The organism is Flavobacterium sp. LC2016-23 (assembly GCF_009674775.1).
In the GTDB taxonomy this organism is placed as follows: domain Bacteria; phylum Bacteroidota; class Bacteroidia; order Flavobacteriales; family Flavobacteriaceae; genus Flavobacterium.
The window spans coordinates 146,119-169,271 of sequence record NZ_WKKE01000012.1; the positions used below are offsets into that span (position 1 = coordinate 146,119).

At 39.3% G+C, this 23,153-nt stretch carries 7 protein-coding genes; all 7 read right to left on the reverse strand.

Features of this window, described 5'->3' with window-relative positions; translation table 11 throughout:
• Positions 1-6: 6 nt before the first annotated feature.
• Positions 7-4,455 carry a non-ribosomal peptide synthetase gene (locus GJU43_RS12215; RefSeq protein ID WP_154341034.1) on the reverse strand — a complete coding sequence of 1,483 codons (4,449 nt, stop codon included), beginning with the start codon at positions 4,453-4,455 and terminating at the stop codon, positions 7-9.
• 82 nt (positions 4,456-4,537) lie between these two features.
• Positions 4,538-6,181 carry a cyclic peptide export ABC transporter gene (locus GJU43_RS12220; RefSeq protein ID WP_154341035.1) on the reverse strand — a complete coding sequence of 548 codons (1,644 nt, stop codon included), beginning with the start codon at positions 6,179-6,181 and terminating at the stop codon, positions 4,538-4,540.
• The gene (locus GJU43_RS12225) at positions 6,174-6,893 is read right to left on the reverse strand and encodes a thioesterase II family protein (protein ID WP_154341036.1); all 720 of its coding nucleotides are present in this window, start codon (positions 6,891-6,893) and stop codon (positions 6,174-6,176) included. Before GJU43_RS12225 ends, GJU43_RS12220 begins: the two co-directional genes overlap by 8 nt.
• 11 nt (positions 6,894-6,904) lie before the next feature.
• Positions 6,905-8,710, reverse strand: a complete 1,806-nt coding sequence (locus tag GJU43_RS12230; RefSeq protein ID WP_154341037.1) for an outer membrane beta-barrel family protein — start codon at positions 8,708-8,710, stop codon at positions 6,905-6,907.
• A 49-nt stretch (positions 8,711-8,759) separates the two neighbouring features.
• Positions 8,760-18,938 (reverse strand): non-ribosomal peptide synthetase, encoded by a 10,179-nt coding sequence (locus GJU43_RS12235; RefSeq protein WP_154341038.1) that lies wholly within the window; start codon positions 18,936-18,938, stop codon positions 8,760-8,762.
• A 109-nt stretch (positions 18,939-19,047) separates the two neighbouring features.
• Complete coding sequence (locus tag GJU43_RS12240; RefSeq protein ID WP_154341039.1) at positions 19,048-20,673, reverse strand: MBL fold metallo-hydrolase; 1,626 nt, start codon at positions 20,671-20,673, stop codon at positions 19,048-19,050.
• Between the two features lie 62 nt (positions 20,674-20,735).
• On the reverse strand, positions 20,736-23,120 hold the full coding sequence (locus GJU43_RS12245; RefSeq protein ID WP_154341040.1) for an outer membrane beta-barrel family protein: 2,385 nt from the start codon (positions 23,118-23,120) through the stop codon (positions 20,736-20,738).
• Between the last annotated feature and the right edge of the window lie 33 nt (positions 23,121-23,153).

The following is a 23,153-nucleotide window of genomic DNA, read 5'->3' on the forward strand; positions in this document are numbered from 1 at the left end:
GGTTTATCAGAAGTTAAAATCAAAATCAGACACGGTATTTTTCTCCCATTCTATTCTAATATCGATTGCCTCTAATGTCGTAGCCGGATTTTTTACTATTTCGCTTAAAAGAGTACTGTAACTGGCTCCAATGACCTGTATGGTATTCTTATCAAACAGATCAGTATTATAATCTATAATTCCTTTTAGCGTATTTTCACTTTCGAATAAATTAAATACTATAGGCATCCTGCTGTATTTGCTTTCCATCGGGTAAGATGTCAGTTTTAGGTCGTTTAATTCAATACTGCTTTCAAAGGAAAATTCCGGATTCTGGTACACCAGCATAAGATCAAAAACAGCCGGCGGGATTTTATCAAACGGAACATTCTGATACTCATTAATCGCTAATAAATTTCTTTGCGTATTTTTCAATAAGGCTGTAAAGCTTTGTTCCTGCTCTAATTGCGTTCTTAAAATCAATGTTTTCACAAACATTCCAATCTGATTGTTCAGTTCCGGAATATTTCTGCCTGAGTTAGCGGTTGCAATACAAATATCAGTACGGTTTGAAAATTTGGAAATCAGTACATTTAAAGCTGCTGTTAAAACGGTATAAAAAGTAACCTGCTCGTCAAGCGCTAATTTCTTTAAAGCCATGGCCGTATCCGGCTTGAGTTCAAACCAATATTTGCCTCCGCCCTGCTCGTTTTGCCTGTTCTCAAAATCCCGGTCAAAGGAATCCTTAGGATGGTAATTGTGCAGGTACTTTTTCCAGAAAGCCTCATTTTGGGCGGCGTTATCTTCTACCGTTTTATTGAACCATTCCGAATAATCTTTAAACTGAAATTGCAAAGCAGCCTCTTTTGTTGTTTCCGAAGAATTGGTCTCCTTATAATTTTCAATAAATTCGGTAATGAAAATTTCCAGCGATAAACCATCCATTATAATGTGATGTGTACAAAAAAGCAGTAGATTTTTATTCTCTTCCGCCCTGATTAGCTGTACTCTTAGCAGTACATCTGTTTCTAAATCGAAAGGGGTATCATTTACTTTATGAATCATTTCCGTTACTTTTTCATCACCTGCTTCAGAGACCGAAATGGAAAAATGTACCTTTTCAAAAGGATTAATTTTCTGATAAGGAATTCCGTTTATTTCAGTAAAATTCGTTCTCAGGATTTCATGTTTCCTGATAATTTTACGAATTGCAGCAGCAATTTTATCCGTATTCACGTTTCCTTCCAGACTGTAAGCGGCAAACATATTGTAGGCTATGGAAGTGTTTTTTTGTTGGGAAGCCAGCCAGATATGGTATTGTGGCGCGGTTAAAGCGTAAAACTCTTTTATTTCGGATAATATAATACCCCCAGGCGGATTGGGAACTAGTTTTTGCAGATAATGCGCCAGCAATTCAATTGTAGGATAATCAAAAATCGTTTTCAGGGAAATATCAAGTGAAAGCTGCTTCGTTACCAGACCAATCAATTTTACCGCATTTAGAGAATGACCGCCTAAAGCAAAAAAATTATCATGAACACTTATCGGTTCTTTCGTATTTAATACTTCTTTCCAGTAGGCAGCAAGTGTTTTTTCTAAATCTGAAACGGGAGCTTTAAAATCGTCGTAGTCGGTATCCTTTGTAATGGCTCTTTTCGACAAAGATTTCCGGTCTATTTTTTGGTTTGGAGTAAGCGGAAATTCTTCCAAAGGAACAATCACGTTCGGAATCATATAATATGGAAGAGTCATTTTTAAGGCTGTCTTAATCTGTTCCACACCGATTTCCCGGTTTTTAAGAAAATAAGCGACCAGAAAAGCTTCCTGCTGCGCTCCTTTTTTGGCAATTACCACCGAATTCTGAACCCCTTCTATCTGATTTAACTGCGTCTCTATATCGCCAAGTTCGATTCTATAGCCTCTGATCTTGACCTGATTGTCATTTCTTCCCAAAAATGTAATTTCTCCATTATCATTCCATTTTCCGACATCGCCGGTTTCGTAGAGCAAACTACTGTTGTCAAAGGGATTTACAATGAATTTTCCGTTTGTTAGTTCTTCATTTTTATAATAACCTTTGGCGAGTCCATCGCCTGCTATGTAAATGGCTCCGGGAATTCCTATCGGTTTAGGGCTTAAAAATTCATCGAGAATATAAAACTGCGTGTTGTTGATTGGTTTTCCAATATTTGAGGCATCCCTAAAATGCTCTATTTTTTTAATACTGGACCAAATCGTAGTTTCTGTTGGCCCGTACATGTTCCAAATTTCCAGACTATTCCGGATTAGTTTTTCTGCCAGTGCTTCACTCAATAAATCCCCACCGCACAGTACTTTTAATCGCTTATCGCCCTGCCAGCCGGCGTGAAACAACATCTGGTAAAAACTTGGTGTGGCCTGAATGATCGTAGGCTGTATCTCTTCTATTTTTTGAATAATCAAATTCGGATCGGCCAAAACACTCTGATTGGCCACGTACAAAGTAGCTCCTGACAGTAACGGCACGAAAAACTCTAGTATCGAAATATCAAAGGAATAGGTCGTTACCGAAAAAAAGGTATCGTGTAATCCAACTCCCGGTTTTTGTTGAATGCTGATTAAAAAATTAAGCAATGCCTGATGACCAATTTCTACTCCTTTTGGGTTTCCTGTTGAACCGGAAGTATAGATAATATAAGCTGTATCTTTAGGAGAAACTACTTTTCCCGGCGTTCCGTTAAAAATATCGATTCCTTCCAAAATGCTCTCTAATGCTACTACCCTTACCTCACCGGAGGTGTTTAGGGAATAATCTTTTTCAGTAATCAGTATTTTACTCTGACTGTTGTCAATAATGTAATTGAGACGGTCTTCCGGAAATGTGGGGTCTAACGGGATATAAGATCTTCCCGATTTTAATATGCCTAATAAAACTACCACCATATTAGCCGATCGCTCTAATAAAACCGCAATAGGAGATTTATCTTTTTTTCCATAAGTAGTTAACAGATATTGCGCTATCTGATTGGATAATTTATGGAGCTCGGCATACGAGTACGACCTGTCTTCGTCTTTTAAAGCTTCTTTTCCGGGAAAATTTTCAACCTGCTGCTGAAATATATCCAGTAAGGTAAACTCTTTTGGATACTCGGTTTTTGTAGCATTGAAGGTTTCTAAAACCCGGTTTCTTTCGTCTTTGGTTAGATACGTGAGTTCTTTTAACTTTTTGTCCGGATCGGCTAAAATGTTGTTAAGCAGGTTTTCAAAATGATGGACGGTCTGCGTAATTCGAGCTTCATTGAAATAATTTAAATTGTAATCGAAATCAATTTTTACATCTTCCGATTCATCGAATTCGCGGATATAAATGGCCAGGGCTACCCGCTCTGACTCATGGGTAAGCGGAATTACGCGGGTTTGGGTATTATTGAAATCGGTGGCGTAATTTTGCTTTTCATAAGAAAGCGTAATATTGAATATTTTTTCTTTTTCGGTAAAAACCTGCAATTCCTGGATGAGTTTCCCCAAAGGAAAGCGCTGGTGACGGTAATCGGCCCGCAATTGATTTTTGATCAGGATGATTAAATCTTCGAAAGTCATATCGAAATCCAGCGAAAGCCGCAGCGGTGCGATTCCCATAAAAAGGCCTACTGTTTTCTTGTATTTCGCTTTACTTCTGTTTAAAACGGGTAAACCAATAGCAAAATCCGTATTTTGATGTTTCCTTCCGAAATAGGCATACAAAATAGCTAAGATCAAATGAAAAGACGAGCATTTACAGGCATCCGCCAACTGGTTGATCAGGTTGTATACTTCTCTTTTAATAATCAGTTCTTTACGGCTGCTTTTATTGTTTTCTATTCCATCAGATAAAAATTCTTTTTCCAACAGTGCCTCCGGCAGTACTTTAAATTTGTCTACCCAGTACTTTTTATCTTCCAAAAAAGCTGCAGCGTTCTGGTACTCATGGTCGTCTTCCATAAAATCCTTATAACTAAACGGATAAGTGGTTGTCACATGCCCGAATTCCCGGATTTCATTATAATTCTGTACCAGTCTCTGAAACATTAAAGACGTACCCCAGCCATCAGTAATGATATGATGGTAAACGGAAAACAGGTAATGGAAATCTTCTTTCACTTTAACCAAAGTAAAAACATGCAAGAGCTTTTCATCAAATAAATCAAAAGGTTTTCTAAACTCCTTTTGCATGTAAATTGCAGCTTCTTCTTCAGGATTCACACGATCGGAGAAATCTACAAATCCAAGTTGGGAATCATGCTCCTCTACTACACTGATTGCTATCTCCTCCTGATTTTTCACCAGTATGCTTCTGTAGGTATCGTGCTGATCAATAAGCGTAGTGTAGGCTTTTTTAAAAGCCTCCGTATCTATAACTCCTTTAATTTCGATTTTGGCCCCAATATTATAAATGGGATCCTTAGGGAATAATAATTGCTCGAAATAAACATCTTGTTGTGGAAGCGTTAGTCTCATTGAAAAGTGTGGTATTTAATAGTCTGTATTATAAAAATGTGATCTGTGAAATTGCGGCTTCTGCCTCATTTATCTCCGGGCGCTACACTTCATTATGCCATAAGCTTTCTGTGTGCAGGGTTTCGTCTTTTACTTTGAAATCTTTTACAATTTCTCCATAATCAAATTTCAGGATTCGGTCTGCATACCTGAAATAAGCGTCATCATGCGTTACTGCGATAATGGTTTTTCCTTCCTGTTTTAACTTGGGCAGTAAATTTTCGTAGAAATATTTCCTGAAATGCGGATCCTGATCGGCTGCCCATTCGTCTAATACCAGAATTGGCTTGTCTTCCAGGAGTGCAAAAATCAATGACATTCTTTTCCCCTGCCCTTTCGAAAAAGGCCTTCTTGCCGAATCTTCCTTATCATCGGTAATGACTTTGTCCAGCTCCATGATGCGGAGCAACTCCTGATATTCCTTATTATTTTCTAAAGTGTACGCATCGTAATTATTGGAAAATATGTGATTGTCCGTGAAAACTGCCGATATCAGGTTCTGTGTTGTTGTTTTTCCCGTAGTGTTTTTTTGTTCGTTTACAATTATTTCCCCTTCCGTAGGCTGATACAAGCCGGTCAGTATGTTGATAAAAGTACTTTTTCCACTGCCGTTTCCGCCAATTATAAAGATCATTTCTCCTTTTTCTATTGAAAGATTAACAGGTCCTAAGGCAAATGTTTTTTCGGCAGCATTGTTTTCATATTCAAAATGAATCTGATTAAATCGTAGCGAACTAAAAGCTTCGGTATCTACAGTTTTAAGGGTTACGGTTACCTCTGAACTGTCAAAATCCTTTAAAAATTTCTTGATTCGGTTATTGGCAACAGTCAGTCTGGTATACACATTCTGCATATTGATCAGGTTGTTAATAGGGCCTGAAACAAATAATAGAATAACGACGTATGAAATCACATCTTCTCTTTGTAACAATCCAATCTCGGGCAATAAAAACAGAATGGCTCCAATAACCAGATACAGCCCGTACTGACTGATTAAGTTGATGGATAAAAAAACATAGTTGATATTAAAATCCAGTATTTTGGCATTTTCCCGATTCGGTGACAAATGGTCCTGCATTAATTTTTCCCTTCTGTGGGTACTTAACTTAAATCCTTTGAATCCTTTTATGACATCGTCTACGTATTTGTAATAATGCTCATTGTACTTTCTGAGATGGGCTACTTTTTGCGACATCGTACTGATTACCAAAAAATAGGTGACAGCGATCAGGATAATTAAACCCACCACCACTAAAGCCGCTGAAACGGACAGTGTAAACAAGTAAATCATACAGAGCAACAACATGAGTAAAGAATTGATCGTATGGGTGACCACTTCAGGAAAAGTCGCGAAAATCCTTAAATCTTCTATGGCGGTATAAAAGCGCTGCGAGCCCAGTTTTTCTAAGGTAATTAAAGGGGCTTTTAATATTTTGTCGAAGATTTTTTTCTCGTTTTCATACAATACTTCAAAAGAGTATTTATTGATTTTCTTCTGGAAAACAATATTTAGTAAATACGTATAGATCACAGTGGAAACAAATACAATCCCCATATAATCGGTTAAGAATTCTGTTTTTCCGGAAATCACATTATTAATGATATAAACAATTCCGAAGCTCAGAATCGTGTTGGGTATTGCGTAAAGCAACAGATAAATGACGTAGGAAAATTTTAATTTAAACATAGTAGTTTGTATTTTGATTGGTTATTTGTTTTTGAAAGATACTTGTGAAAATCTGTGCTAATGCCGCAGCATTACGGTGGATAAAAAAATGGTTGCCGCTCCATATCTCAGAGGTAAACGTACCGTCAGTGAAATTTTTCCAGTTTTCGATCTCCTGGCAGGTTTCTTCCTCAACACCCATTACGGCATGTATCGGGATGTTTAATTTGAGACCTTTTTCGGAAAAAGGATCTTTTTCCAGACACTCAAAATCGGCTCTCATAATGGGCAGGAAATAATCAAATAATTCTTCGTTTTCGCTTATTCCTGCCGGAATACCGCCCAGACTCAGCAGTTCTTTTTTAAAATTGAAATCATCCAGTTGGTGACGCAGGACATTGCTGCTTTTTTTAATCCCGGGACCTGCATTTCCGGAAACAACAAGTGCCTGGGACGCATCTCCCGCAATTTCCATTTTTGCGGCTACGGAAAGTCCCAAAGTGGCTCCCATACTGTGCCCGTAGAGCAGATAAGGGGCTCCGTTTCTCAAAGATTTAATCTGTTGACAATAATCTGCAATGGCCTGATCCTTATTCTTAATTAAGTCTTCTTTGTGCCTTTTACCTCTTCCCGGTAATTCAAGGGGAATGAAATCGAGGTGGGTGATCTCCTTTCTGAGAAATTCAAATGAAAAAACATTTCCTCCGGCAAAGTGTAGTAAAAAAAGCTGCATATTTTTAGTTTTTATCTGGAATGGTCTGTGGCGTTTTCGGCTATTCTTTCTGCGTAATTTAATTTCCTATTTCCAAATTTATAGGTGGCCGAAATCCTGAAAGCCCTTGGATCCTGATAGTTCCTAAAGGTCTGCCTGACATTGTCCACTGTTGATACTTTGTATTCGTTCATTGATTTTAAAATATCGGTAACATTTACTTCGAGGATGAAAGCTTTTTGGAGCAATAAAAATTTCATTCCGAAATCCAGTGCACATTGTTTGCTGATCATGGCTTCCTGGCTGATGTTTTTAGAACGGTACCAGAAATTAAGGTTAGCGGAAATGTTTTTCTCCGGATTGAAATACACCTGATTGTTGACCATACCGTACCAGCCCCAGACATCCAGATCATCGATAACGGGCACCAGGGATTTATTCAGCTTGTAGAATCCCTGTAACTGAAAATTCGTTTCAACAGCAGTATTATATTTTAAGACTCCGTTAGCTGAAACCTGAAACGTATTTAAATCCATATAGCTGACTACTTTATGCTCTACGACATGGTCTGCCGTATAATTGGGCAGCGACCAGAAATTGTCTTTTGTTTTCGAATAGGAAAATCCCAGGTCGTATTGTGATTTAAAAGCATAGACCAGATTGAAATTGCTGGTTAGCGACGGCTTTAAAAACGGATTTCCCAAATACGTCTCATACGCATTATAAATGCCCAGGGAGGGGTTTATAAATCGGTATAACGGCCTGTTGTAAAACTGCGAAAAGGCAAAACTTAACTTCTTCTGATCATCAAAATTGTAGCTTACATTTGCTGACGGAAACAGCTTTATATAGTTATCGTCCAGAGCTTTTTTAGCGTTAACGTCCGCAACATTACCGTTGATAATGGTGTTTTCGAGTTTAAACCCAACCTGAAGATCCAGTTTTCCAAAATTCTTTTTAAAATCTGAAAATATAATTTGTCTGTTTTCAATATAGGTACACGTGGGTGACAACGCTAAATTCTGCACATAATCGGCATCGTACTTCCTGAAATTCCTGATGACATAATCGGATTCAATGTAGATCCATTTGCCGCCAACTGTCAGATCGAACAACCTTGTGGGAACATGATACAAACCATTCAGCGTATAGATATTCAGATCTGTCCGCCCGTCATGGTAAACGGTATAATTGCGATTGGGAATTGCTGCACCATTTACATCATAATCCTGGCCATAGGTATTTTGATTGTAATCCCAGGGTCTCTGAAGCCAGTCTGCTTCTATGGTTAAAAATTCCTTTTCATTAAAATCATGACGTAACAGCGCATTCAGGGAATTGCGTTTCAGGTTCGAAATTAACTTTTTGCTTCCTGTATAATAGCGGTCTAATACGTCGGGGCTGTTATAGATATCGATGTTTGTTTTGGTATCTAATATATTCTCGTACGTATCATTCATCGAGGAGACATTTATTTTTGTCTTTTTTGAAATCTTGTACTGCACATCAATAAAAGTCACGAAACTGTTAAAGTCGTAATCGGTTGTTCCCGAACCAATAAAGGAGGCATCGGAAAAAAAAGTACTCACATCATTTTCCCTGAAAAATTTCTCCCGTCCGTAACTGATACTCGAATTGACTTTCCATCTTCCGCGGTTGTAGACGAGATTGATGCTGTTGTTGAAACTGGGAAACTTATGCTGCTTGTAAACAGACTTTACCGCACCTCCAAAGTATTCTCCTGAATCTTCGGTGGAATTGGGGTCTTTCAGGGAAGTGCCTGTCTGTGAAAAGCCTAAAAACGGAAGGAGCAGCAAGCAAAATAATGTATATTTCATGTACAATTTGTATTTTTATGATGATTCTTAAGCGCCGATTTTTAAGAGGTTAATCTTGAAAAATGGCGGTAAGAATGTCTTCTTTCGCAATAATTTTATTTAATATTTTTTTGTTGTGCTTTAAATGATCTCCTTCGAGCATGTTCTGGTGCTGGCCTTTTCCGGTGATATAACGAACGGCTTCAAAGTTGGCTTCCCAATTTTTGTCTTCATTATTTTGGGTTTTGACCAGCACTAATTCTGTCGATAAGGCATGGGTGTATTTCAAAGACATGAGGTAATTGATGTAGGCTATTCGCTTTTCTTTGGCCTGCGCCAGTATTTCCTGCATGTTTTCGCTGATTTCGGTTCCCAAATCAAATCCTTCAGAAGCGCGTTCAATGCTTAGTTTTTCTTCGTTAAGCCTCACGGAATCAAACATGATGATTCGGGATACTTTTCGGTTTAGCACATTCGTGAGATAATTGGCGACTTCGTAGGATAAGATTCCTCCTGCTGACCAGCCGAATAAAACAATGTCGCCACTTTCCTGAATTTCATTGATTTTATGGGCATAATACTCTGCCGGATTCGCTTCGTTTTCTACAAAATTGAAGGATATAAATCTGGAGTTTTCATTATTCCGGAATAAGTCCCTGTAAGCACTTCCGTAGCCCGCTATCGGTGGAAAAGCAAAGACGGTACTTTGAGACTGGGGGTTACCATATTCATAAAAATCCTTATCTGAATCGAAAATAGTAGTCAGATGATACTTTATGATTTCGGCGATGGTATTAAAACGGAAGAGTGAATCCAAAGGATAATGCGCAGCAAACTCTTTATTCATTTTAATAATGGTGTTGATTGCGGAAATACTATTTCCACCCAGCTCAAAGAAGTTATCGGTAGTCCCCACTTTTTCAAGACCCAGGATTTCCTGCCATATTTCGGCTATTTTCTTTTCTGTCCCATTAGCAGGTGCTACGTAAGCTGTTCTTATTACGTCTTCTCCACTAATGCCCGGCAGCGCTTTACGGTCTGTTTTTCCGTTAGGGGTCAGGGGCAAACTATCCATGGCTACATAAAAAGAAGGCACCATATATTCCGGCAATTTTCCTAAAAGGTGGTTTCTTATCTCCGCTTTGTCTATTTCGGTCTGGGAAGCATAGTACGCTACCAAAACCTTTTCGTTATGTACTTCTCTGACTTCCACCACAACTTGTTTGATGGCTGCTGAATATTGTGCCAAACGGGCCTCGATTTCACCTAATTCAATTCTAAAGCCCCTTATTTTTACCTGATGGTCGTTTCGGCCTAAAAATTCAATGTTGCCGTCCGGCAGCCAGCGTCCTAAGTCTCCGGTGTCGTACATTTTACTTCCGGACTTAAACGGGTTGGCTATAAATTTCTCTGCCGTCAGTTCCGGCTTGTTCAGATAACCTCTGGCTACCCCTGCTCCTGCTACATATATTTTGCCAAACACTCCTGTAGGTACCGGATGCAGTTTTTGATCTAAAATGTAGAGCTGCGTATTCGAAATTGCTTTTCCGATGGGTATGGACAGATAGTCTTTTTGCCTGATCCTGAAATAGGTACTGTACGTCGTATCTTCTGACGGGCCGTATAAATTGTATACTTCCAGCTGTTCCAAAGGCAGTCTTTGTAGGATGCTGTGCGAAATGGGTTCTCCTGCCATATTTAAAATACTTACGGACTCAAAAGAAACACCATCGTCTAAAAGCTGGTTCACCACAGACGGAACTGTATTGATTAATATCTTCTGGTCTTTTTCGATATGGTTTTTGATTTCGAGACCATTTTTCAGGAGTTTTATCGTCTTACCGATCGAAAGGGTATAAAATATTTCAAAAACAGATAAATCAAAACAATAAGAAGTTACCGCGTATACGGTCTCAAATTTAGTACTGTCGAATTCGGTCTCCGACCAGTGAATGAGTGCCGTTGCATTTTTATGTTCAATCATCACTCCCTTCGGATGACCTGTAGTTCCCGAAGTGTAAATGATATAGGCTAAATCATTTGCGCTGGTGGTTCTTTGAACATTTACTTTAGGATATTCTTTCTGGTTGTTATAGAATAATTCAAGTACATTTTCGTCAATCACCAATTTACAATTACTGTCTTTTTCGATGTACGCTATTCTTTCCTGCGGATAAGATTTATCAATGGGTACGTAAGCAGCACCCGATTTTAGGATCCCCAGTAGTGTGATGATCATTTTTTCACTTCGGTCTAATTTAATGCCTATTAAATCATCGGTTTGTATTTGGTAATTCGCTCTCAGATAATGGCCTAACTGATTGGCCTGCTCATTGATTTCCCTGTACGTGAAGCTCTTGTTTTCGTAAACAACTGCCCTGTTTTCCGGTGTTTTTGCGACCTGATCCTCGAACAGATCCACCAGGGTTTTATCCTCCGGATAGGCTGTCGAATTGTTATTGTAATCCAATACTAATTTCTTTTCCTCTGCAATCGTGAGATAATCGAGCTCGTTTATGGCTTGTTTAGGATCATCAATCGCTTCGTTGAATATATTGCTGAGATGCCCAAAAATGGCCTCTATAAACAAAGCATCATAGATATCCGTGTTGTAATCAATGTTCAGGATTAGCTGCTCTGTTTCGACAAAAGTGAAGGTTATATCCAGCTTGGCAATCTTATTTTCAAAATCTAAACCGGCTATTTCTATTCCTGCTAATGCGGAAGGACTTACCAGATTTTTCAATTGGTTCTGGTTTTGAAGCACTACCAGCACATCAAACAAAGCCGAACGGCTCAGGTCCCGCTTCAGGTTCAGGTTTTCTACTAATTCATCAAATGAATAATCCTGGTGCTGGTAGGCATTTAAAAGTATTTCTTTTTCTTTGTTTAAAATATCCAGAAAGTCATCTTCCTGTTCAAACTTTGTTCGAATCGCTAACGTGTTAAGGTAAAGCCCTAATTGGTTTTCTAAGTCCGGATGTTCCCTGCCTGCTATAGGCGTACCGACAATAATATCTTCCTGATTTGTATAGCGGTGCAGCAGCGTTTTTACACCGGACATTAAGGTCATAAACAGGGTAACGTCATGTTCTTTTGAAAACGTTTTTAGTTTTTCTAACAAGGCACCGGAGAACTGATGCGTCTTATTCTCCCCATTGTAGGTTTGCACCAGCGGTCTTTTCTTAAAGCTCGGAAGTTCTGTTACCGGTAATTCCCCGCTGAATTGGTTCAGCCAAAAGTCTTTGGATTTCTGGTATTTTTCCTGCTGAATCTTTTCATTGATCCATACTGCATAATCTTTATAATGGAAGTTTAATGGTGGCAAATCAATAGTGATTCCCTGAACGAGGGCATTATATATTTTCACCACTTCGGAGATGATTAACTGCATCGACCATCCGTCCCCGATGATATGATGCAGGCTAAGGAAAAACACATGTTCGTTTTTATTTATTTTAATTAAGGAAGCCCGCAGTAAAGGAGCTTGCTCCAGATTAAAAACAAGTGCATTTTGTTCTTTTAAATAGTTTAAAACAAGTGCTTCCTGCCCATCGTTATGACTGAAATCTTTCTCTGTCACTTCAAAAACAATTTCCTCCACAGGTTTTATAAACTGGCGCAGTTGCCCCGCTGCCGTATTCCTGAAGCCTGTTCGTAATATTTCATGTCTTTGAATTAACAACTGAAAGGTTTCCTTAAATTTATCGGTATCCAGTTCTCCTTTTAATTTTAGGGCTGCGGGCATATTATACGCTAAAGAAGCACCTTCCAGCTGACTCAATATCCAGAATCGGTATTGGGAAGCTGTTAAAGGGTAGCTTTCCATAATCGCTGCCTGAGGAATGGCTGTATACTCGTTTTGGTTCAGGGTTTTACTCAGCGCATCGATGGTGGGGTTAGCAAAAAAATCCCGGAACGACACTGTTTTATTCAATTGTTTGTTGAGCCTGTTGATGACTTGTGCCACGATGAGACTATGTCCGCCCAACTCAAAGAAATTATCGGTAATCCCCACTTTTTCTACAGCGAGTACTTCCTGCCATATTTCGGCCATTTTTTGTTCGGTCTCATTTCGTGGGGCAACATATTCTTTTCGAATACCATCTTCGCCACTAATATCCGGCAATGCTTTACGATCTATTTTGCCGTTGGGTGTTACCGGGAACTGATCCAGACCGATATAAAACGAAGGCACCATATATTCCGGCAGCTTTCCTAAAAGATAGCTTCTGATGGCTGCTTTATCTATTTCGGCATCAGTTACATAATAGGCCACCAGTACTTTTTCTCCGTTGACTTCTCGGGCCTGCACTACGGCCTGCTTTACAGGAGCGGAATATTGTAAAAGGCTGGTTTCTATTTCGCCTAATTCAATTCGGAACCCTCTTATTTTTACCTGATGGTCGTTTCTGCCTGAAAATTCAATGTTTCCGTCCGGCAGCCAGCGTGCTATATCTCCGGTATCGTACATTTTGGTACCTGGAATAAAAGGATTTTCAATGAACTTTTCTGCGGTGAGTTCCGGTTTATTCCAATACCCACGGGTCACTCCTGCTCCGGATATGTATACATTTCCTGAAACTCCCAGAGGCGTTGGCAATAAGGCATTGTTAAGGATATATACCTGCGTATTTGAAATCGGACGACCAATAGAAAACGGCTGGTCTCTGCTGTACAAAAATTCTATGGACGTCACAGTGGTTTCCGTTGGACCATATTTATTGTAAAAATCACAAATAGTATTCCAGGACTCCGCCAGTTTTTCGGAACAAATATCACCTCCGGACAGTACTCTTCTTAAACTAAGTCTTTTGGAAGGTTTTAATTTACTTACTACCGACGGAACGGAATGGAAGTGGGTAATTTTGTTTTCAAATACAAATTGCTCCAATTCAACTTCATCTAACAACACTTTTATTGGCAATATGTATAAAGCGGCTCCATTCAGGAGTGCCAAAAAGGTCTGCTCCACGGAGGCGTCAAAAGAAAAATTGGAAAGCTGCAGAATTCTTTCGGTTTCATCAATTTGAAACTGTCTGGTCTGCGAACTGATCAGGTTGATGACATTCCTGTGTTCTACCATTACCCCTTTTGGATTCCCCGTTGTTCCTGAGGTATAAATAATATAAGCCAGGTCTGTCGGGGTATTTATTTTTTCAATATTCAGGTCTGAATAGCTTTCTCTGGTTGCATAAAAGGCCTCAAAGACAGGTTCATCAATTACAATTTTGCAATTACTGTCTCTTTCGATGTATTCAATTCTTTCCTGAGGATAAGAAGAATCAATCGGTACGTAAGCTGCTCCTGATTTTAATATTCCTAAAATGGTTACGATTATTCTCTCGCTGCGTTCCAGTTTTATCCCTGCTAAATCTCCCGGTGCAATGGCATGGTTTCTTCTCAAATAATACGCCAGCTGGTTGGCCTGTTCGTTAAGTTCTTGATAGGTCAGTACTGTTTCTTCAAAAACCACCGCGATATTATCCGGCGTTTTTTCAAGCTGTTCTTCAAACACATCAATAAGTGTTTTATTTTCGGGATAAACTGCCGCAGTAGCATTAAAATCGCTCAGTACTCTTGTTTTCTCGGCAGCGGTCAAATAATCCAGCTTATCAATGGCTTGTTCGGGATCACTGATCCCTTCGTTAAAGACATTTTCGAGGTGACAGAATAGCGCATCGATCAAAAACGTGTCGTATATATCGGTATTGTAATTGACGTTCAGCAACAGCTGTTCTGTTTCCGTAAAAATAAAGGTGATATCAAATTTTGAGGTTTTATTCTCAAAATCAAAAGCATCTACTTCTAATCCTGTTAAACCAGTGTCGTTGGTTATATTTTTTAACTGCGCCTGATTTTGAAGCACCACCAAAATATCAAACAAAGCCGATCGGCTCAGGTCTCTTTTCAGATTCAGGTTTCCCACCAGTTCATCAAAAGAATACTCCTGATGCTGGTAAGCATTTAAAAGCGTTTCTTTTTCTTTATTTAAAACATCCCGAAAGCTGTCACCAGGTTCAAATTTGGTTCGAATCGCAAGTGTATTCAGGAAAAGCCCCAACTGATTTTCTAAATCAGGGTGTTCACGGCCTGCTATCGGTGTGCCCACAATAATATCGTCCTGATTACTGTAGCGGTGCAGGAGCGTTTTGATTCCGGCCATTAAGGTCATAAACAAGGTGACATCCTGTTCCCCTGAAAACGTTTTTAGCTGCTCTAAAAGCGGAGCGGAAAATGCATAAGATTTAACAGCGCCATTGTAGGTTTGAACCAAAGGCCTTTTCTTAAAACTATGCAGTTCTATTACCGGTAATTCTCCACTCAACTGGTTTAACCAGAACTTTCTGGATTGCTGGTACTTTTCCTGTTTATTTTCTTCATTAATCCATACTGCATAATCTTTGTAATGGATGTTTAAATCGGGTAAATCAACCGGGATTCCCTGAACTATGGCATTGTATATTTTTACGATTTCGGAAATGATTAACTGCACAGACCAGCCATCACCAATGATATGATGCATACACAGTGAAAAAATATGTTCCTTTTCTTCTGTTTTGATCAAAGAGGCTCTTATCAAAGGGGCTTGTTCCAGATTGAAAGTAATGGCATTCTGTTCCTCCAGATACTGTAAAACAAGATCTTCCTGCTCCTTATGGTTGCTGAAATCCTGCTCTGCCACTTCAAAATTAATATCATTGGCGGGCGTTATAAATTGTTCGATCTGACCTTCTGAATTGTTTTTAAAACTTGTTCGTAATATTTCATAACGCTCAATAAGCAAACTAAAGGTTTCTTTAAAAGTAGCGGTATCCAGCTCGCCGGTTAATTTAATCGCCGACGGCATATTGTAGGCCAGAGAACCTCCTTCGAGCTGGCTCAGAATCCAGAAACGGTTCTGAGAAGCCGTTAAAGGATAACTTTCCATAATCGGTGCCTGAGGAATGGCGGCATACTCATTTTGATTCAAGGTTTTACTCAGTGCATCAATGGTCGGGTTAGAGAAAAAATCCTTGAATGAAACGGTTTTATTCAATTGTTTGTTGAGCCTGTTGATGACTTGTGCCACAATCAGGCTATGCCCTCCCATTTCAAAGAAATTATCGGTAATCCCTACTTTTTCAAGGCCGAGTACTTCCTGCCAGATTTCGACCATTTTTTGTTCGGTCTCATTTCGGGGCTGTACATACTCTCTTCGAATACTGTCTTCTCCGTTGATGCCCGGTAGCGCATTACGGTCGGTCTTACCATTTGAGGTCAGCGGGATCTGCTCTAAAAGCACATAAAAGGAAGGAATCATATATTCCGGCAGCTTCGTCTGAAGGTAATTTCTAATTTCAATATTGTCGATTTCGAGGTCCGAAACATAATATGCTACCAGTACTTTTTCTCCATTGGCCTCTTTCACCTGAACAACGACTTGTTTTAAATTGGCTGAAAATTGCAAAAGGGCGGTTTCTATTTCTCCCAGCTCAATTCTGTAGCCTCGTATTTTGACCTGATGGTCGTTTCTGCCCAGAAATTCAATCGTACCATCCGGAAGCCAGCGGCCCAAATCTCCCGTATCGTATATCTTAGTTCCCGGAATAAACGGATTTTCGATGAATTTTTCGGCTGTAAGTTCGGGCTGGTTTAAATAACCTCTTGAAACGCCATCACCAGACAAATACAGTTTACCGCTTACGCCTATAGCAACGGGCTGTAAATTGTGATCCAGCACGTAAGCCTGGCTGTTTGGGATGGGTTTACCAATCGGAATCGTGATGTACTTTTCGTTCTGAATATCAAAAGTTAGCGAAAAGGTAGTGTTTTCGGTAGGTCCGTACCCATTTACAATTTTTATGGACGGATTGCTTTCGAACACTTTTTGGGTGTGTTTGGGTGATACTACATCTCCTCCCACAATCAACTGACTGATGTTTTCGAAAAAACCGATATTATTTTCGACCACACTGTTAAACCAGGAAGCCGTCATCCAGAGACTATTGACTGCATTTGTTTTAACGATGTTTTCTAAAGTCGATAAATCAAGTAAATCGTCCTGAGTAGTGAGTACCAGGGTAGCTCCGTTTAGCAACGTTCCGAAAAACTCTATAGTGGTGGCATCAAAAGAGATGGAACCTGTGCTCAGCAGAATCTTTTCTGAATGTAATGGAAAGTAGGAACAAGGCTTAACCAGTCTTACCACATTGCGATGCTCCACCATCACTCCTTTTGGATTTCCGGTGGAACCTGATGTATAAATGATATAGGCTAAATCGGACGGGCTGTTTACAGGATCCGGATTTTCAGTTTTATACCGGAAGCGCTGGAAGTTAAACATCATCAGTTCATCCTCGTCAATAATAGCCTTGCAATTGGTATCTTCTTCGATGTATTCTATTCTTTCCTGTGGATAATCGGAATCGATCGGAACATAGGCGGCTCCGGATTTCAGAACTCCTAAAATAGCAATCAGCAACTGTTCGCTTCGGCTTAATTTGATGCCTACAAAATCATCCGGCTGGATATCGTAGCTTTCGCGCAGATAAGAGGCAAACTGATTTACTTTTTCGTTCAGTTCTTTATAGGTCAATTGCAATTCCTCAAAAACAATGGCGATAGCATCAGGAGTTTGTGCGGCCTGTTCTTCGAAGAGTTGTACAATCGTTTTGTCTTTTGGATACGGTACGGACGTGTCATTAAAATCGACAACCAGCTGCTTTATTTCCTCCGGCGCTAAATAAGCAATACGCGAAACCGGAAGGTTCGGTTCTGCAATAACGGCTTGCAGTAAGGTTCCGAAATGTGCTGTTATTTTTTCAACAAAATCTACCGTATAAATATCGGTATTGAATGTTAAGTTGAAATTTAATTCATTGCCAAACTCATCAAAGGTAAACTCCAGGTCGTATTTGATCAGCAGATTTTGTTTGTTCTGATATTGTTGAATAGTGATGCCATCCAGTTGTTGTTTGCTGTCGAAACTGTCCATGTTCTGCAGGATCAGCATCACATCAAATAACGGACTGCGGCTTGCGTCTCTTTTTAAGTTTAAATTTTCAATTAATTCATCAAACGGATAGATCTGATGCTCATAGGCTTCCAGTGTTCTGTTTTTAACATTCAGTAATACATCAACAAAGCTGTCCTGTCCGTCAAACTGAGTTCGCAGGGCTAAGGTGTTTAAATAAAGCCCTGTCTGATTTTGCAAATCCGAGTGGGGTCTTCCGGCAATGGGTGTCCCGATTATAATATCATTCTGGTGAGTATATCTGTAAAATAAGACGTTCAGCAGGCTGGTTAATCCCATGAATAAAGTAGCATCATGGGCCTGACATAAACTGGAAAATTCTTTTAAGATTTCACTGCTAAAACTTCTCTTTACAATACCTCCGTTAAATGTTTTGGTAAGCGGTCTTGTTTTGTATACCGGTAAATCCAGTATGGGAATAGTGTCCTGAAATTGTTTCAGCCAGTACTCTTTGTGTGCCGCACTAGTATCTCTTAACTGGTTTTGCTGCCAGGCTGCGTAATCTTTATATTGAATTTGTAAAGGCGGCAACGGATTGGAGATATTCTTTGTAAAAGCATGATATAAAGCAAACAGCTCGTTCATCATGACCTGTATCGACCAGCCATCGCTAATGATGTGATGAATGACCAGTACAAAAATAAAAGTGTCGCCGGAAGTTTTGATGAGCTTTGCACGAACCAAACAATCCTTTGCCAAATCAAATGCGTATTTTAATTCCTGTTCAATACGATCATTTAGATTCTGGTTACCGTTATGAGAAGATAAATCTTCTGTTTGAAACTTAAAATTCAGGTCTTTAAGGGCAATAATCTGTTGTCTTACTTCAGTATTGGCTGTTTCAACAAAAACCGTTCTTAAAGATTCATGGCGTTCCAGCAACGCCTGAAACGCTTTCTCAAGAGCGTCTGTATTTAGGTCTCCTTTTAATTCAAAAATGCTGGGAATGTTATATACCGTGTTTTGTTCTTCTAACTGACACAGCAGCCACAAACTTTTTTGCGATGAGGAAACGGTGTACGTTTCCGCCTCAGGTACATTGGGGATATCATTATGGCTATCATTGGCGTTTTGTGACAGTTTGATGAAATCAATTATTTTTTGCTTGTGCAATTTAATTTCATCTAATAACTCATTCGTCAGCACTCCTTTCGGAGCATTAATATCCAGTTTATCTCCCGATAAATTAAGTTTTATATTGGAGGCCCTTAATTTTTTGAGTAGTGTTTGCATCGCTTTATCTTATTATATACTTGTCTGTAATGATTCCCTGATTTGTTTTTGATCACGGATTACAGTGGTTTTTATTTAAAATCCGGTGTAATCCGTTTGCATATTCTTTTTAAACCAAACTATAGTTTTCTGTTTTTTTCTTGCTGTATAAGATCTCCTTTTCGCCAAATAACCTTTCTGTGATTATTTCCCTCGAACTGCATTCGGCAATGAGGCGGTTGGACTGTATAATTGGATTGGATTCATCGGTGTATTTGATACTGCTGATAAACTCACACCACGGCTCCTGCCCCATAGCGTACACATATACTTCTAATGGGTTAAAGACATCTACTAAATGCATTCCCCTTGCAAAGTCAGATCCGGCCAGTCTTCTGGACTGATCGTGTTCTTTAGACAATTCGTTTACGACCAGTGGTCCGTATAACCAGGTCAATGGAGCGCCGTCACATTCCATTCCAAGGAAAATAACATCTACATCACCGATTACACTTTGTGTATGCTCGTATAATTTCTTTTCTAAAATCCTGGAGTCTGCTGCAAAAAGCAATGAAAATTCAGCGATTTCAACGTGATAGCAGATTTTAGCCTTGATGTCCAGATCACTGTGCTCTCCTGTAAAAGGAACCCCTGTAATCCTGCAATCTGAAAAGTTTACCGTAGCGAATTCTTCAATTTCAATAATATTATCAAAACCTATATTGTTGAACATCAGTTTCAGGGAAGGATCCTGAAGATGTCCGCCACCGGAACGCGGCACTATAATGTTTTTTATTTTATGTCTAAGCGGCAGCAGCGTTTCCAGTAAAATATGATCCTGATGATTGTGGGTAATCAATACATAATCGATCTTTTCAGGCAGTTCGTAATCCGAAAAATGCTCTACGCTGGATTGGTATCCGTAGTAACTGATTAACGGATCTACGAGTATGCTTACTTCTTTGGTTTCGATTAGGATGCAGGCATGGCCAAAGTATCGCATTCTGATTTTATCGCCTTCATATTTTACATACGGTACCGACGGCGTATCCGTAAAAAACGATTCGAATAAAGCGCTCTCGGTTTCATTTAAATCGCCCAGCAATTCCCTGATTTCGCTGTAAGGACGGGGCGTTCTTTTCATTTTGCTTAATTCATCTATAAATTGATGATCAAACGGCATATCTAAATGCAGAACGTCTTTCTCATTCAGTCGCGGAGTGCTTAAGCAAAAAGGACGTGAATCGTTATTCGTCACCCACAACGCCAGGCTTTGATTGTTTTTGTTATAAAATTTACTTTTGTATAAAAGCTGCTCGTAAAATCGGAAAGATGGATTGCCGTTCAGATCATAAATTAATTCTACATAGCCTTTTAAAATATCGGGTACATTTTTATACAGTCCCTCTAACGATTGTCCTTTGGCCTCTTTATTCAACATTAAAACCAGTTTTCGTATCGCCATGGAAAGACTAATTAGTTCTTTCTGATTGGTAAAGGTTGATTCCAGCAACTTTCTTACGTCCTCTGAACGATCTCCGTTATAATCCATAAAAGGACCACCCAGCATTTTAGGGTCTTTAACGGCCTCATCGTGCACCGCAGGCGATTCCAGATAAGAATTCATTATTTCAATATGCCTTTTGGTTACATTCATGGCTGCCGTTGCGGGCGATATCAGGTGCGACCAGGCATACCATCTTTCTATTAAAGGCTCAATTACTACGTTCGGTTTTAAATAAACTAATCCTTCCATCTAAAAATATTTTTTATAATTTGTATTTTATATTAACTGACTGCTTCTTTCTGTGCTACACCTTAATTGCCGACTCTTTTTCTTTCTTCCTCATTCCCGGTATTCCTGCTTACACTTTTTGCTTTTTTGCTTCCAAGCCTGTAATTGAGGTACAGCTGTACGTACCGGCTGTCGTTGTAAAGCCTGTATTCCTGGTATACTCCGTTTACGGTTGGGTTAAAATTTATTTTTTCAGTTCTGAAAATATCATTGGCTTTCAGTGATATCCTGAGGTTGTCATTAAGTAAATATTGAAGTGTTACTGCGGCAGAACTGGATGCGTCTAACTTTACAAATCCTTCTGTTTTTGGAAAAACATACCAGTAATTCACGTTTAACAGGACTGTTTTTTTATCGTTTAGGGCGAAATCATTATTCGTTGCCAGTTTAAGGTTAAAACCTTCCACTCCGTTTGTTGATTCAATTAATGATTTTGATTTGGTATAATTGAAATCAGCCGTGTTGTTGCTTGTCCACCATTTGAATTTGTTGAAGACATAGATTTCCGAAATCCCGTATCGCTCCATATTAAAGATGTTTTGGTTAATGATCCGTACCACATTGGTATTCGGATCGGGCGTGGATATCTGCATGAATACATTTTTATCATGACTGTAATACAGTTTGCTTTCCAGCTTTTTGTACGAAAAAATAAATTCAAAATTATCGATGAAGGCAGGCTGCAGTAAAGGATTCCCCTGTATGCTCTGAAACGGATTGATATAGGCAATGTTAGGGTTTAACTGGGCAAAAGTAGGCCGGTCTATCCTTCGGCTGTAACTCAGTCTGTAGACAGCACCCGGCTGCGGGGCGTATGAGATATTGACCGACGGGAACAGCTTGGTATAATTCTTATTTACGGACTGATCTAAGGCTACATCATACGATTTTGCCTGCGTATTTTCAACTCTAAGGCCAACCTGTGATTCCAGATTGTTACTGAACTTTTTGTTTCCGGATGCATATACGGCCTGAACATTTTCTTTATAGCTGAAGTCAAATTCTGCCAGCGGTAAATCGGTTACCGGCTGATCTGTAAAATCACTATTGAATGTTGAAATTAAATTTTTGGTGTCTGAAAAGGAAACCTTTCCCCCAAAACCAAGATTGATCCATTCTAAAGGGGTTTCAAAATCAATTTTAGCGGAGAAGTTACGGATGTTCTGATTGTTGTTATTGATTCCCTTAAAAAATTGTTCCTTAGGCGGGTTATATTCCTCTGAAGTTCCTTCATAGGGTCTGGAATCTTTGCTTTTGTATTTGAAATAATCCAGATTCACGAACATTTTCCCGCCTTTTGGATTGAGCTTATATTCATTAAAGAAATTTACGGAATGAAGCGTTGGCCTTAAATAAGCATATCCGACAGAAGTAATGTTTTTGTTAATTTCATTGGTATCATTATCATAAATCAACAGACTTCTGGTGGCATCCGTGTCTGTTTTATTGATGTTAGTGAGATACTGAAAGCCCACCACCCATTTGGGTGTTGCTATATATTGCATGTTGAAAATTCCATTCAGCATTTTAGACTTTTTCTGGAGCGGGTAATTTAAAACCCATAATTCATCTGCAAAGTGAATGCGGCTTTCCTGTTCCAGGTAGATTCCGCTATCCCTGTAATTCAAGGAAGCAGACATACTCAGTTTATTCTGGTTGTATATAAAATTGCTTGTGTTTGATCCTTCGCTATCGTGGTGTCTCTGTAAGTAGCCCGTCCCGAGAGAGAGGTTCCAGGAATCTTTTTTAGCCTTCTTCAACCTGATATTGACCAGTCCGCTATTTCCCAATGCCTCGTATTTAGCGGGCGGTGTCGTAATGACTTCAATACTCTTGATGTTTTCGGCAGGAATTGATTTCAATAAATTGGTCAGTTCTTCCTGTCCGAGTTCAATCATTTTATCGTCGAGCAAAACTCTTACAGTACTTTTACCTACGATGTTTATCGTCTCATTCTGAATCTGTATACCGGGGGTAATCTTTAGGGCGTCCAGCGCATCGCCACCCGCCGTACTAATTGTGTTTTCTATGTTGAAAACCAGCCGGTCTACTTTTCGCTCTACGATTTCTTTCTTTTGGGTAATGACCACTGCCGCTAATTCCTGTGCGGGATTCGTTATAATTTCCCCTAAATCAAGGTCTGCAGTAACTTCTATCTGTTTCGTATACAAAACAGAATTAAACTGACTGATTTGCAGTCTATACAAACCCGCTTTGTATGGTATTATGAATTCCCCTTTTTCGTTTGTCACCTCCCCTTTTACAGGACGAGCGCCATTATTTTCAAAAAGGACCACTTCAGCAAACGCTACAGGACTATTTTCTGCAGTAACCACTTTCCCGGATATTTTGACTTGTGCTGTTAATACGTTACTTAAAATAAATGCAATAAATAATAACCGATTCATTAGTGATTTTTGTTTTATTAGTATTTCAATTTT